We start from the raw sequence: 13672 nt of genomic DNA on the forward strand, positions 1-13672 counted from the left end.
TGATGCCACGATGTTTCGCGCCACGATCGCAATCATTTTCTGCCTTGTTTGGGCAAATCATGCTCAGGCGGACGGCGCAATCACGCAACTGATTACCAAGTCAGATCAAGCCCGGCTCGACAAATATGAGAACACCAAGGCCAAGGCAGTCGATGAGGCGCGAAAGGGCGGAGCGGCAGCAGATGTGCAACAGCTCGACTCGATTCTGTCGAAACCCAATCTCGCCTTCGACGAGGGCTTCAATATGGTCGGCGTTTGGAAGTGCCGAACAACGAAACTTGGTAATGAACCGCCTTTGACAGTTTATGGCTGGTTCAATTGCCGCGTCACCGACGATGGGTCGGGTTGGATGCTGGAAAAGACAAGTGGCTCACAGCGCACAAAAGGGCGTTTTTACACAGACAATGACAAGCGTCTCACCTATCTGGGTGTTGGCTACATTGCGGGCGAAAAACCTCATGCCTACAGCGCTGGGCCTGACAATGATCAGGTCGGCTACGCATACCGTACTGGCAAGAACGAGTTCCGAATCGAATTTCCCGCCCCTGCTCGCGAGTCCCTCATGGACGTCCTTGAATTGAGGCGCTGAGACACTTTCGTCATTGCAATGTCACCAATGTGCCGCCATATGCGTCAAAACGTGAACAATCGACGAGAAGATGGCAGCCATCGACGCAGATCATGAAATAAAGCCGGATGAGGCGACTACTCATTCAACAGCCGACAATGACCCGCGTTCCCTGTCGAAGGTCTTCGAGGATCTGTCGCTGACTGTCACAGCACCCGTTTCATTCACGGAGCTCGAGGACGCCTTTACCGATCGCAGTTTTGCTGCGTTGCTCACGTTTTTCGCCATTTTGAATCTTCTCCCCCTGCCGCCGGGCACAGGCGTCGTTACCGGAATTCCCCTTGTTCTTGTGTCTGTCCAGATGGTGATGGGACGGGAATCAGTGTGGCTCCCGGCCTTTATGCGCGACAAGACGATCGCACCGGATCGGTTCCGCCAAATATCCGACAAGGTCGTTCCTTGGCTGCAATGGCTAGAGCGCTTTATTCGGCCGCGCAACTGGCCGTTCGGTCGCAAACAGGGCGATCGCTGGTTGGGCGCATTTACGACCATACTCGGCATGTCAGTGGTACTGCCCATGCCGCTTTCCAATTGGCTGCCCGCTTTGGCAACCGCCATCATCGGTATTGCGCTGTGCGAGCGTGACGGCAGACTGATGCTCGCGGGACTGATCCTTGGTGTGGTCTCGATCAGCATTGTTTTCGGCTTTGCCTTCATTGCAGCAAGCGTTGTTGCCTATGCCGCGAGCTTTTGGCCTTTCTGAATCGGCTGTCGCAAAAGCACTAATGAAGCACGTCGCATTTGAGTGCACGCGCGTCGTGAGATAGCAAGCTTAACCCCTGATATTCCGGCAAAAGGGTCCTCATCGGAGGATGAATTGCATGGCTGATCTTATTGTCGTTTATTGGCGGGACATTCCCGCTCAAGTGACCGTCAAGAAGGGACGTCAGGCGGCCAAGCGTGAGCTTCCCCTTCGCTTTACCGAGGCCATCGACATGTGTGCGATGCGCATTGGCGCCAAGGATTCCGATGCCTATCTGGCGGAATGGCGCCGCGGCACTCCGGTGCCTGTGAGTGACGATCTGGATACCGAGGCTGATGCAGCCTTGGCGCGAATTGACAACGAATATGACCGGGAACGCCTTGTGGCGCTTGTAAAGGCAGGTGGACATGACAATTCATGAATTGAGAGCGAAGCCAATGACAAAGATCGCAGCATCCATCGAAGTGGCGGCACGCCAGGCTATTGAATCGCAGGATTTGCCTGGTCTGTTCCCGGCCGGTACCCGCGTCTACATCACGGATATGGGCACCGACAGCGTGGATACGCTCACGGCAGCGGCCAAGCGCGTTCATGATCTTGGCTACAAGCCGGTCCCGCACTTTGCCTCGCGCCGCCTGTCGACCAAGGCGGCGCTTGAAGCCCGCATCCGCCGCGCCGCGCAAGAAGCTGGCGTGACCGATGTTCTCGTCATCGGCGGCGGTCTCGAGCGCCAGGCAGGTGAGTTTTCATCGACGATGGAAGTGCTGGAGACAGGTTTCTTCGACAAATATGGCATCACCGAAATGGGCGTCGCAGGCCATCCTGAAGGCAGCCCGGAGTTTTCCGAAGCCGTCGCAATCGAAGCACTGCGGCTGAAGAAGAATTTCGGCGAGCGCACCGGCGCAAAGCTGCGCGTTGTTACCCAGTTCGGTTTCGATGCCGATCGCTTCATCCGTTATTCGGAATCGCTGCGCGAACATGGTGTGGATATGCCGGTGCATCTCGGCGTCGCCGGCCCCGCGAAGATCACCACCCTGATCAAATATGCCGCCATGTGCGGTGTCGGCAATTCGATCAGCTTCCTGAAGAAGAACGCCCTGTCGCTGACGGCGCTCGCTACCAGCCATTCCCCGGAAGGCGTTGTCGGTCCGATCGAGCAGCACGCTATCGCCAATCCGGCATCAGCCATCAAGCAGATCCACATCTTCCCGTTTGGCGGCCTGAAAAAGTCATCAGAATGGCTTGTCGACCGTGGCTCCTGGACGGTACACAACGCATCCCATACATCTGCAAACGCAGCAGCCAGCTGAGGTAATTTGAATGACCCGCACGATCGTTGCCTCGGCGACCAAAGAAATCATCATCGGATTTGATCAGCCGTTCTGCGTAATCGGCGAAAGGATCAATCCGACTGGCCGCAAAAAGCTCGCCGCGGAGATGATCGAAGGTAATTTCGATACCGTCATCAAGGACGCGCTGGAGCAGGTAGCTGCCGGTGCGACCATGCTGGACGTCAATGCTGGTGTTACGGCCGTTGATCCCAACGCTACAGAGCCGGGCCTGTTGGTCCAGACGCTGGAAATCGTCCAGAATCTGGTCGACGTTCCGCTGTCCATCGACAGTTCGGTCACCGCCGCCATCGAGGCTGCCTTGAAAGTTGCCAAGGGGCGTCCGCTCGTCAACTCGGTGACCGGCGAGGAGGAAAAGCTCGAAGCCATTCTTCCGTTGATCAAGAAATACAATGTGCCGGTCGTCGCCATCTCCAACGATGAAACCGGTATTTCCATGGACCCCGATGTCCGATTTGCCGTTGCCAAGAAGATCGTCCAACGCGCCGCCGATTTCGGAATTCCGGCCCATGACATCGTTGTCGATCCTCTGGTCATGCCGATTGGCGCGCTGGGCGATGCCGGACGCCAGGTTTTCGCGTTGCTGCGCCGCCTGCGTGAGGAGTTGAAGGTCAACACCACCTGCGGCCTGTCCAATATCTCGTTCGGCCTGCCGCACCGCCACGGAATCAATGCCGGCTTTATTCCGATGGTGATTGGCGCGGGTATGACGTCCGCGATCATGAACCCCTGCCGCCCGCAGGAAATGGAGGCGGTCCACGCCGCCAACGTTCTCAACGGTACGGACGCCAATTGCGCCTACTGGATCAAGAAATATCGCGATCACCAGCCGGCCGCGGCAGGAGCAGCGCCCGCTGTATCCGTCCCTGCCGATTCCGCTGGCGGCGGCCGCCGTCGTGGCGGTCGCGAGGCGCGGCGCGGCGCCGCAGGCTGACGGTTTGCGTTACGCAAACTGACCAGCATAGAAAGGCGGTGGGCAGCTAAACTGCCCCTCGCCTTGTAAGTTTGGAGTATTGATCGTGAACGCACCCGTCAAAGCACCAGAGGCATCGGCAAAGGAGGCGCTCGTTCTCTTCATGCCGTCGGGCAAGCGTGGGCGTTTTCCTGTCGGCACTCCGGTACTGGAGGCTGCGCGCACCCTCGGCGTCTATGTCGAAAGTGTTTGCGGCGGCCGCGGCATTTGCGGACGCTGTCAGGTCGAGGTGCAGCAAGGCCGGTTTGCCAAGCATGGCATCACCTCCTCCAATGATCACATTTCAGAATTCGGCCCAAAGGAACAGCGTTACGCGGAAAAGCGCAACCTGAAGGAGGGCAGACGTCTTTCCTGCTCGGCGACCATCCTTGGCGATCTGGTCGTCGACGTTCCCCAGGACGTACAAGTCAACGCGCAGGTCGTGCGCAAGGCTGCCGACACCCGCATCATCGAGCGCAATCCGGCGATCCATATGTGCTATGTCGAGGTAGAAGAGCCTGACATGCACAAGCCACTCGGCGATCTCGATCGCCTGAAGGCCGCGCTCGAAAAGGAATGGGGCGTCCGCAATCTGGAAGTCGATGCCCATATCCTGCCGAACGTGCAGAAGATTTTGCGCAAGGGCGGATGGAGCGTGACCGCCGCCATTTATCACGATGAGGAAACCTCGCGGCCAGCGATGATCGGCCTGTGGCCTGGGCTCAAGAATGAAGCTTATGGCATCGCTTGCGATATCGGATCGACGACCATCGCCATGCATTTGTCGTCTCTGCTCTCGGTACGCACCATCGCGTCGGCAGGCACTTCCAATCCGCAGATCCGCTTCGGCGAAGATCTGATGAGCCGTGTCTCTTATGTCATGATGAACCCGGATGGCCGGGAAGGCATGACGCAGGCCGTGCGCGAAGCCATAAATGGGCTGATCGACAAGGTTTGCGCTGAGGGCGGCGTTGCCCGCGAAGACATTCTCGATGCCGTCTTTGTTGGCAATCCCATCATGCATCACCTGTTCCTTGGGATCGATCCGACGGAGCTCGGCGGCGCGCCTTTTGCGCTGGCCGTCTCTGGCGCGGTGCACCTGAAGTCGTCAGATATCGGCTTGCCGATGAACGCCGGAACGCGGGTCTATATGCTGCCCTGCATCGCAGGGCATGTCGGTGCTGATGCCGCTGCGGCGACGTTGGCTGAAGGCCCGCATCGCCAGGACGAGATGATGCTGCTCGTCGATGTCGGCACCAATGCCGAAATCGTTCTGGGCAACAGGCACCGCACTGTTGCTGCCTCATCTCCGACCGGCCCTGCCTTCGAGGGTGCAGAGATTTCCGGCGGCCAACGCGCCGCTCCCGGTGCAATCGAACGCGTGCGTATCGATCCGGTAACACTGGAGCCGCGTTTCCGCGTTATCGGAACGGAACAATGGTCCGACGAGACGGGATTTGCTGAAGCCGTGCAAGCCAGTGGCATCACCGGCATTTGTGGCTCCGCCATCATCGAGGTCATTGCCGAAATGTACCTTTCCGGGATCATTTCCGAAGACGGCGTTGTCGATGGAAGCCTTGCCGCCAAATCGCCGCGCGTTATGGCCAACGGGCGTACATTCTCCTACCTTCTGCATGAAGGTTCGCCGACAATCACCATCACCCAGAACGACGTTCGAGCAATCCAATTGGCAAAGGCCGCACTCTATGCCGGCGTCAAGCTGTTGATGGACAAGCTTGGGATCGATCATGTCGATCAGATCCGGTTTGCGGGCGCCTTTGGGTCCTTCATCGACCCGAAATATGCGATGGTCCTGGGCCTGATCCCCGATTGCGAATTGAACAATGTCAAAGCTGTTGGCAATGCCGCCGGTACAGGTGCGCGCATGGCACTGCTTAATCGCAACTATCGCCGCGAAATTGAAGACACCGTCACCCGCATCGAGAAGATCGAGACGGCGCTGGAACCCAAATTCCAGGAACATTTCGTCTATGCCATGGCGATGCCGAACAAGATCGACCCGTTTCCGAAGCTGTCGCAGGCGGTTACCCTGCCGCAGCGCAAGAATGTCAGCGAGGATGGTATCGCCGGCGATGCAACACCGAGACGCCGCTCCCGCGAGGACCGCGCAGCGCGGCGCAATCGCGAATAGCTTTGTCCGACAGTCAATTTCCGCTATCAAACATCCACGATCATTTGATTCCGGAAATAGCTTGCCATGATAGCCTGCTTTGACATTGGCGGATCTGCCATCAAGGGCGCAATCGCCTATTCGCCCGAAGATATAAGACCGCTGCCGAAGGTCCCGACGCCGCTGCATGACTTCGATGCCTTTGCTGCCGCGATTGACAAGATTGCTGCCGATGGCGGCGCTGATCCGGAGAATCTTATATCTATCTCGATTGCCGGTGTGGTCGATTCCGACACCGGCGGGATCACCTGTGCCAATATTCCGTGCATCCACGGTCGAACGCTTGTCGCTGATCTTAGCAAAAAGCTGCGCAGACCCGTTCTCGTCGCCAATGATGCCGATTGCTTTGCACTTTCTGAAGCCGTTGTGGGTGCGGGACGCGGTCATCGCATCGTCTTTGGCGTTATCCTTGGCACCGGCGTAGGCGGGGGCATCGTCATCAACGGCAAGATTCACGAAGGCGCTGGCGGTTTCGCCGGCGAATGGGGTCATGGACCGGTTTCAGCGACCCTCGCCGGAAATCCGCCGGTAGTCATACCTCGCTACCCCTGCGGCTGCGGCCAAGTCGGGTGCGTCGATGCCGTTGGCGCCGCGCGCGGCATGGAGAAGCTGCACGCCCACCTGCATGGCGTGAAGCTGCCAAGCACCGAGATTATCGCCGCATGGAATGCCGGCGATGCCGCAGCCGAGAGAACCATCGAATGCTATATCGACATTGTCAGTGGACCGCTTGCGATGACAATCAATGTTGTCGGTGCATCGATCGTCCCGGTCGGCGGCGGGCTCGCCAATTCGGTCGCCCTCATCCAGCGATTGGATGAAGCTGTTCGCGGGCGAATCTTGCGGAAGACCGACAAACCACTGGTCATCCCGGCAGAACTCAAGATCGAGCCGGGCCTGATCGGCGCCGGCGTCCTGGGTTTGATGGAAGCAACCAAATGAGTATCTTGCTGGAAGTCTGTGTTGATAGCTCTGCGGGGCTGACCGCCGCTATCAATGGCGGTGCGGACCGCGTCGAACTGTGTTCAGCGCTCGAATTGGGCGGTCTCACTCCAACATCGGGATTGATCGGACAGGCCGCTGTTGCGCCCATACCGATCTACGCCATGATCCGTCCCCGTCCAGGCAATTTCGTCGTTACGGAGGCTGACATCGACGCGATGCTGCGCGAGATTGATGTCGTTCGCAACACTGGGCTGGCCGGCGTGGTTTTTGGCGCCAATCTCGCAAATGGTGAACTCGATTACACGACACTGCAGCGCCTGATGCGCCAGTGTCAGGGGCTTGGCGTCACACTGCACCGGGCCTTCGACCTTGTCCCTGATCTCGACGAGGCGGTCACCATGGCCGTCGAACTTGGATTTGAACGCATCTTGACATCGGGCCGGTCATTGACCGCGCTTGCAGGTATCGACGATCTGGAAAAGACCTTCGAGCTTGCCGCCGGCAGGATCAAGATTATGCCCGGGTCGGGTATCAATATCGGCAATGCGAACGTGTTGCTGGATCGCATTCCGTTCGGTGAAATACATTCGTCCTGTGCAGCTCCGCTTGCCCCTGTCAGCGAAGCGGCAATGCGGCTCGGCTTCGAAGCCGCCTCGCAAAAGCAGACGAGTGTGGACCTTGTCAGAGCATTGAAAAACTACTGTCTCAGCCGGTACGCCTAGAGTCGGCCCGTCCGCTCATAACCTTCGAAATAAACCCGCAAATGCTGGGCAACCGCTTTGACATGCGCGCCCGCATTCTTGGCGACCAGCATGCCGAGTTTGGATTCGCCAAGCGGCGGGAGACCATGCTCTGGGCCGAGCTGCACCATGTTGTCGTCCAGCAGGAATTTCGAGAAAGGCGCAACAGCGAGGTCGGCGATAATGGCAGCGCGCTGGCCCATTGTATGCGCACTCATATAGGCAACGCGGTAGTCCCTGCCGGCACTTTCCAGCGCGCTGATCGCATTGGCGCGCCAGATGCATCCCTCTTCCCACATGGAAAGCGGTAGCGGATTGCGTTCGTGGGCCGTGCCGCACTTGGCACCCGCCCAGATGATGTCTTCGGTCATCAGGATTTCGATTTCATCGACCTTGGCCAGTGTCTCATTCACATTGACCAGCGTGACATCCAGTCTCTGCTCGTCCAGGCGCTTGCGCAGACTGTTGCTCTGATCGATAACCACATCGACAGTCACATCCGGATGCGATTCCGCAAACCGCTTGAGCACAAACGGCAAGACCCGTTCGCCAATATCATCCGGCGCACCAAGGCGCACAACGCCGGAAACCGTCGGCGCAATGAACTTGGCCACCGTTTCACGGTTAAGCGCCAGCATGCGCCGGGCATAGCCGAGCAGTACCTCACCGCTCGGCGTCAACTTTACCGAACGTGCGTCGCGCTCGAGCAGCACATGCCCCAGTGTTTCTTCAAGTTTCTTGATCTGCATGGACACGGCGGAGGGCGTGCGAAACACCGCATTGGCGGCGCTCGAAAAGCTCCCCGTCTCGGCAATCATCGCGAAGGTACGCAACACATCGAGATCGAGGATAGGGATGGGATGGTGCATCGGTGCTGACATGGCGTCGTATCCTCCATCAATTTTTCTGAAACATAGCATTCCATAATTTCGTTTGATTGAACATCAATTTGAGACGATAGTCAAGATCAAGAAACGGACGCGACTGAAGCCGTCCACACGAGAGGAGTAGGAAAATGAGCACATGTGATGAGTTCTATCAGAGCGATAACCGCGGATTTGCAGAGCGTATCACCTCGTATGCAGTCGATCGTGTGAATCGTCTGGTCCAGGCGATCACTCACGCCCGCGAAGTTTTCATTCGGGAGCGCCGCTTGCGGGAAACGGAAATAGCCCTTCATGGGCTGCCGGAAGACATCCGTTGCGACATTGGCTGGCCAGATCTGTACGAACGCCAGGTCAGTGAATGCAACAAGCTGAAATCGCAGCACTAAATCATGAATCAGACAACCCGAGGGAGCAGATAACGCCCTGTCTGCTCCCTTTACCATATGTGATACCTGCGCGTTTGCGACACAGGGTCGACCTCTTCCATTTAGAATAATTCTATGGTTCTATCTGAAAAAAAGCTCTAAAGACCACGCCCGTTATTTGAAGATGCACCTTCATTTGCGACATGGCCTTGAAGCCAAGATACGGGAACATAGAATCATCATGGATCATGTCGGTCTCAACAAGCGGTCTTTCGTTTTTTTCCTCGTCCCCAACTTCTCGATGATCGCATTTGCGACAGCCATCGAACCGCTGCGCATTGCCAACCGCATGCTGGGATACGAAGCCTATCGTTGGCGTCTCGCTTCAGTGGACGCAAAGCCTGTCACTGCATCCAATGGCGTTGAATGCGCTACCACTTCCTCGCTGGAGGACGAACGCCGGTATCTTACCGGTGAAGAGCGCCCCTCGATGGTGTTCGTCTGTTCCGGCGTGCATGTGGAGAAATTTCAGAACAAATCGGTCTTCGCTTGGCTGCGCGAGGAGTTCAACCGCGGCGTTGCCGTCGGTGGCCTGTGCACGGGCGCACATATTCTCGCCGCCGCCGGCCTGCTCTCGGGCAAACGCTGTGCAATTCACTGGGAAAATCTGCCGGGCTTTGCCGAGTCCTTTCCAAAGGCCGATGTCTATGCCGACCTTTTTGAAGTGGATGGCAATATCTACACCTGCGCTGGCGGCACGGCCGCGCTGGACATGATGCTGAAGCTGATCGGCGATGATTTCGGTGACAACATCGTCAACCGTGTCTGCGAGCAGGCATTGACAGACCGCGTTCGCAGCCCCCACGACCGCCAGCGCCTGCCGCTGCGCGCGCGCCTCGGTGTCCAGAACTCCAAGGTACTGACCATCATCGAACTGATGGAAGCGCGTCTGTCCGAACCCCTTTCGTTAATCGAGATTGCCGATCATGTCGGTCTGTCACGCCGTCAGATCGAGCGTCTGTTCCGCCAGGAAATGGGGCGGTCCCCTGCCCGCTACTATCTGGAAATCCGTCTTGACCGTGCCCGCCATCTGCTGATCCAGTCGTCCATGCCGATCGTGGAAGTGGCGGTTGCTTGCGGGTTTGTCTCAGCATCGCATTTCTCGAAATGCTACCGCGAACTCTACGGCCGGTCGCCGCAACAGGAGCGCGCTGACCGCAAGCAATTGATGGCTGCATAAACCGAGCGACTTAACGAGATTCCCAATCCTGCATCCGCCGCTGCCATATCCGCTCGCCGGATAGGCAATCATATTCTGGCTTGTTCTGGGCAAGGATAACGGGCAAGTTTTCCGCCGCCACCCAATCCACTTTGTGAACGACGGGGCCGTCCCCTGCGAGTTCCAGGACAAGCTTGCGGCGAACAGCTTCCGGGAACTGATCCCAGGAACTGACCGGGATCATGAAAGCGCCAGGTCCTCCGATAACGCAACTGCTGTAGTAAATATCAAGGTCGGCAACTGCCCAGTCGGAATAGAAGTCGCCACGAGTCATGAGCGGCAGGCCGTTGATGGTGATGCCCTTTGCGACCGCCTCATTGCGTGCGTCTGCGACCGGGCGTCCATTGTTGTTAGCGCCATCTCCGGAAATATCGATGACTTTCCGCATTCCCTTGAACCCATTGTTGTCGAACAACGAGCTGCTGAAATCGATTGCCCCGGAAATTGAAGTCCGGCTTTGTGTCGACGGAATGGGCTGATCAAGCGCTGCCGCGAGTTTTTCGCCGGATTCAGCTCCATCGACCAGCGTCCAGGGTATGATGATCCGCTGTACCGTCGACCCGGCCCACTCCACATAGGTAATCGCCACGCGCCCGTTTACACCTTCGCGGATGGCCTCGATTACGTCCTTGCGGCGGAATGCAGCAATATAGCCCTCGCGCTGGATCTTTTGCTCGAACGGTTCCATGGAACGAGACGCATCCACAGCCAGTACAAGCTCCACATCGACATCGATTTCAGCAGAATATGCGCGCGCCGGATAGCTGGCCAATACTGCCGCCAGTAACAGAAAACTGCAGGGAGCCTTCCTTCGCAATGACATAGGGGAAGTGTAACGCAAAACACTGAAACGCAAAGCGACTTCAATCTCGTTCACGTTCTGTTGAATGCAAAGCAAAATGGCGCCTGAAGTGGCGCCATTCCTGCAAATTCAGTTCGCCGAAGCAGCTTAAGCCTTCAGACGCTCGTTTTCCGTATCGAATGGCGACTCCGGAATTACCGTCGCCTTGTGCGCCTTGCCGAGGATCTTGATCTCGAGTTCTGTACCGAGAGCAGAATACTCCGGCTTCACCATGGCAAGGGCAAGGCTCTTGCCGAGACGCCAGCCGTAGCCGCCATGCGTCGCGCGGCCAACGAGGTCACCCTTGACGTAGATCGGCTCACTGCCGCGGGCATCCGCATCGGCAACGCCGGGAACATGCACTTCCAAAGTCACGAAGTTCCACTTCAAGCCCTGCTCGCGCGCCTTGACAACAGCGTCACGACCAATGAATTCACCTTTGTTCGGATGAACGAAACGGTCAAGACCGCTCTCGAAGGCATTGTATTCAATTGACAATTCGCGCGGGATCAGGCGATAGGATTTTTCCACCGCCATCGCTGTCATCGCGCGGATACCGAACGGCTTGATACCAAATTCCGCACCGGCCTCCAGCAGCAGATCATAGATCGCATTCTGCTGTTCAATCGGATGATGCAGCTCCCAGCCCAATTCGCCAACGAAATTGACGCGAAGAGCATGTGCCGTTGCCATCCCGACGCTGATTTCCTTGCCGGAGAGCCAGGGGAACGCCTCATTGGAAAGGTCGGCGCGCGTGAGCTTCTCCAGGACCTGACGGCTCTTGGGTCCTGCGAGAACAAGAACGCCGTACATCTGCGTGATTGGGCGCAGCATAACCGAACCATCCGTTGGCAGAAGCTTGTAGAGATAGTCGTGGTCGTGGTTCTCGTAGGCACCGGCAGAGACGAGATAGAACTTGCCGGGAGCCCATTCATATACCGTGAATTCGGAGCGAACGCCGCCGAGCTTGGTCAGCAGATGGCAAAGGGCAATGCGTCCCTGCTTCTTCGGAATGCGATTCGCAAGGATAGAATCCAGCCAGGCGCGAGCACCGGGACCTGAAACCTCCATCTTGGCAAAAGCCGACATATCAAGAAGACCGACATTGCTCGTCACATTCTTGATCTCGTGGCCGACGTGATCAAAATAGTTCGAACGTCGGAACGACCAGAGCTCCTTGACCCTGCCTTCGGCATCGGGTTTCGGATGGTTGTGGTTCATCAGCACATCCGGCTTGTCGAGCTTGGCGACATCGAGTCCGTAGCCCTTGGGCGCAAACCAGTTGGCACGCTCCCAGCCATAGACGGTACCGAATACGGCACCCAGTTCCTTCTGCCGGTCATAGGATGGCGAGCGCTTCAGGGGACGTGCCGCACCGCGTTCTTCATCTGGATAGTGAACCGAGAAGACTTCGGCATAAGCTTCTTCATTCTTCTCCTTAAGGTAACCTTCGGTCGCGTAAGGACCAAAACGGCGCGGATCGACGCCCATCATGTCGATGGAAGGCTCGCCCTCGACGATCCATTCCGCCAGCTGCCAGCCAGCGCCGCCAGCGGCGGTAACGCCGAAGGAGTGGCCTTCGTTCAGCCAGAAATTCTTCAGGCGTGGAGCAGGTCCGATGATCGGCGAACCGTCCGGGGTATAGGCGATCGCGCCATTATAGACCTTCTTGATACCGACTTCGCCAAATGCCGGAACACGGGCAATGGCCGTCTCAATGTGCGGCTCAAGGCGGTCGAGATCTTCCTGGAACAGTTCGTACTCGCTTTCATCGGAGGGACCGTCGACGTAGCAGACCGGCGCGCCTTTTTCGTATGGTCCGAGCAGCAGACCGCCATTCTCTTCGCGCATATACCAGGAACTATCACTTTCACGCAGGACGCCCATTTCCGGCAGGCCCTTGGCCTTCCGCTCGACAATGGCAGGATGCGGCTCAGTCACGATATACTGGTGCTCGACCGGAATGACAGGTACATCGAGGCCAACCATCTTGCCGGTCTTGCGGGCAAAGTTACCCGTTGCAGAAACAACATGTTCCGCCGTTATGTCGCCCTTGTCGGTCTTCACCAACCATTGGCCGGAAGGCAATTGTTCGATACCAAGGACAGTCGTGTAACGGTAGATCGTTGCGCCGCGATCGCGCGCACCCTTTGCAAGAGCCTGCGTCAGATCGGCGGGCTGGATATAGCCATCCTCGGGATGCTGGATTGCGCCAAGTATGCCGTCCATCTCCGCCAGAGGCCAGATTTCCTTGACCTGCTCCGGGGTAAGCAATTTGACTGGAACACCGATCGTCTCGGCAACGCCAGCATAATACATATATTCGTCCCAACGGTCCTTGGTGCGAGCGAGACGGATATTGCTGCAATTGGTGAAGCCGACATTCATGCCGGTTTCCTTTTGCAGTTCCTGATAGAACTTGACTGAATATTTGTGGATCTGGCCGACCGAATAACTCATGTTAAACAGTGGCAAAAGCCCAGCGGCGTGCCAGGTCGAACCGGATGTCAGCTCTTTGCGCTCAATCAGGACAACGTCGCTCCAACCCTTCTTGGCCAGATGGTAGAGTGTCGAAACACCCACCACACCACCGCCGATAACGACTACACGCGCCTCAGTCTTCATTTCACTCTATCCTTTGGTATCGATCGATGGTCACAACAGCTTTCGCTGATTTTTGTGCACTATGCCGCTCTCCATGTCTATCGCTAAGGCCTGTTTGCGACATGACCAAAACACGCCGCGACGCGCGGCAAACTGACAGCGTTTTGCTGGAAAGATACAGAAAATTC

13 protein-coding genes are annotated in these 13672 nt (G+C 57.2%); 10 read left to right on the forward strand and 3 right to left on the reverse strand.

The window, feature by feature from the left end; genetic code table 11:
- The first annotated feature begins 10 nt into the window (after positions 1-10).
- The 8 genes from AAAC48_RS24400 to AAAC48_RS24435 all read left to right on the forward strand — a co-directional run bounded on the left by AAAC48_RS24400 (position 11) and on the right by AAAC48_RS24435 (position 7490).
- Positions 11-589, forward strand: coding sequence for a DUF4893 domain-containing protein (locus AAAC48_RS24400; RefSeq protein ID WP_340656672.1), 579 nt, complete (start codon positions 11-13; stop codon positions 587-589).
- A 70-nt stretch (positions 590-659) separates the two neighbouring features.
- Positions 660-1331 carry an exopolysaccharide biosynthesis protein gene (locus AAAC48_RS24405; protein WP_340656673.1) on the forward strand — a complete coding sequence of 224 codons (672 nt, stop codon included), beginning with the start codon at positions 660-662 and terminating at the stop codon, positions 1329-1331.
- Positions 1332-1449: 118 nt separating this feature from the next.
- Positions 1450-1752, forward strand: a complete 303-nt coding sequence (locus AAAC48_RS24410) for a virulence factor (RefSeq protein WP_099998457.1) — start codon at positions 1450-1452, stop codon at positions 1750-1752.
- A gap of 16 nt (positions 1753-1768) precedes the next feature.
- A complete protein-coding gene (locus tag AAAC48_RS24415; RefSeq protein WP_340656674.1) occupies positions 1769-2641 on the forward strand; it encodes a methylenetetrahydrofolate reductase in 873 nt (290 codons plus the stop codon).
- A 10-nt stretch (positions 2642-2651) separates the two neighbouring features.
- Positions 2652-3614: a methyltetrahydrofolate cobalamin methyltransferase gene (locus AAAC48_RS24420; RefSeq protein ID WP_340656675.1), complete on the forward strand. Its 963-nt coding sequence runs from the start codon at positions 2652-2654 to the stop codon at positions 3612-3614.
- A 142-nt stretch (positions 3615-3756) separates the two neighbouring features.
- The gene (locus tag AAAC48_RS24425; protein WP_340656693.1) at positions 3757-5784 is read left to right on the forward strand and encodes an ASKHA domain-containing protein; all 2028 of its coding nucleotides are present in this window, start codon (positions 3757-3759) and stop codon (positions 5782-5784) included.
- Between the two features lie 66 nt (positions 5785-5850).
- On the forward strand, positions 5851-6765 hold the full coding sequence (locus AAAC48_RS24430) for an ROK family protein (RefSeq protein ID WP_340656676.1): 915 nt from the start codon (positions 5851-5853) through the stop codon (positions 6763-6765).
- On the forward strand, positions 6762-7490 hold the full coding sequence (locus tag AAAC48_RS24435; protein ID WP_340656677.1) for a copper homeostasis protein CutC: 729 nt from the start codon (positions 6762-6764) through the stop codon (positions 7488-7490). Before AAAC48_RS24430 ends, AAAC48_RS24435 begins: the two co-directional genes overlap by 4 nt.
- On the opposite strand, the gene AAAC48_RS24440 is transcribed toward AAAC48_RS24435, so the two are convergent.
- Positions 7487-8389 carry a LysR family transcriptional regulator gene (locus tag AAAC48_RS24440; RefSeq protein WP_340656678.1) on the reverse strand — a complete coding sequence of 301 codons (903 nt, stop codon included), beginning with the start codon at positions 8387-8389 and terminating at the stop codon, positions 7487-7489. The genes AAAC48_RS24435 and AAAC48_RS24440 overlap by 4 nt on opposite strands.
- A gap of 134 nt (positions 8390-8523) precedes the next feature.
- Between AAAC48_RS24440 and AAAC48_RS24445 the strand changes: the two genes are divergently transcribed.
- Positions 8524-8781, forward strand: coding sequence for a hypothetical protein (locus AAAC48_RS24445; RefSeq protein ID WP_340656679.1), 258 nt, complete (start codon positions 8524-8526; stop codon positions 8779-8781).
- A 220-nt stretch (positions 8782-9001) separates the two neighbouring features.
- Positions 9002-10000 carry a GlxA family transcriptional regulator gene (locus AAAC48_RS24450; protein WP_340656680.1) on the forward strand — a complete coding sequence of 333 codons (999 nt, stop codon included), beginning with the start codon at positions 9002-9004 and terminating at the stop codon, positions 9998-10000.
- A gap of 10 nt (positions 10001-10010) precedes the next feature.
- Here the strand turns inward: AAAC48_RS24450 and AAAC48_RS24455 are convergent, their stop codons facing one another.
- Positions 10011-10811: a DUF1194 domain-containing protein gene (locus AAAC48_RS24455; RefSeq protein ID WP_340656681.1), complete on the reverse strand. Its 801-nt coding sequence runs from the start codon at positions 10809-10811 to the stop codon at positions 10011-10013.
- Positions 10812-10988: 177 nt separating this feature from the next.
- A complete protein-coding gene (locus AAAC48_RS24460; RefSeq protein WP_340656682.1) occupies positions 10989-13505 on the reverse strand; it encodes an FAD-dependent oxidoreductase in 2517 nt (838 codons plus the stop codon).
- Between the last annotated feature and the right edge of the window lie 167 nt (positions 13506-13672).

The organism is Phyllobacterium sp., from assembly GCF_037994405.1.
Classification (GTDB): Bacteria; Pseudomonadota; Alphaproteobacteria; order Rhizobiales; family Rhizobiaceae; genus Phyllobacterium.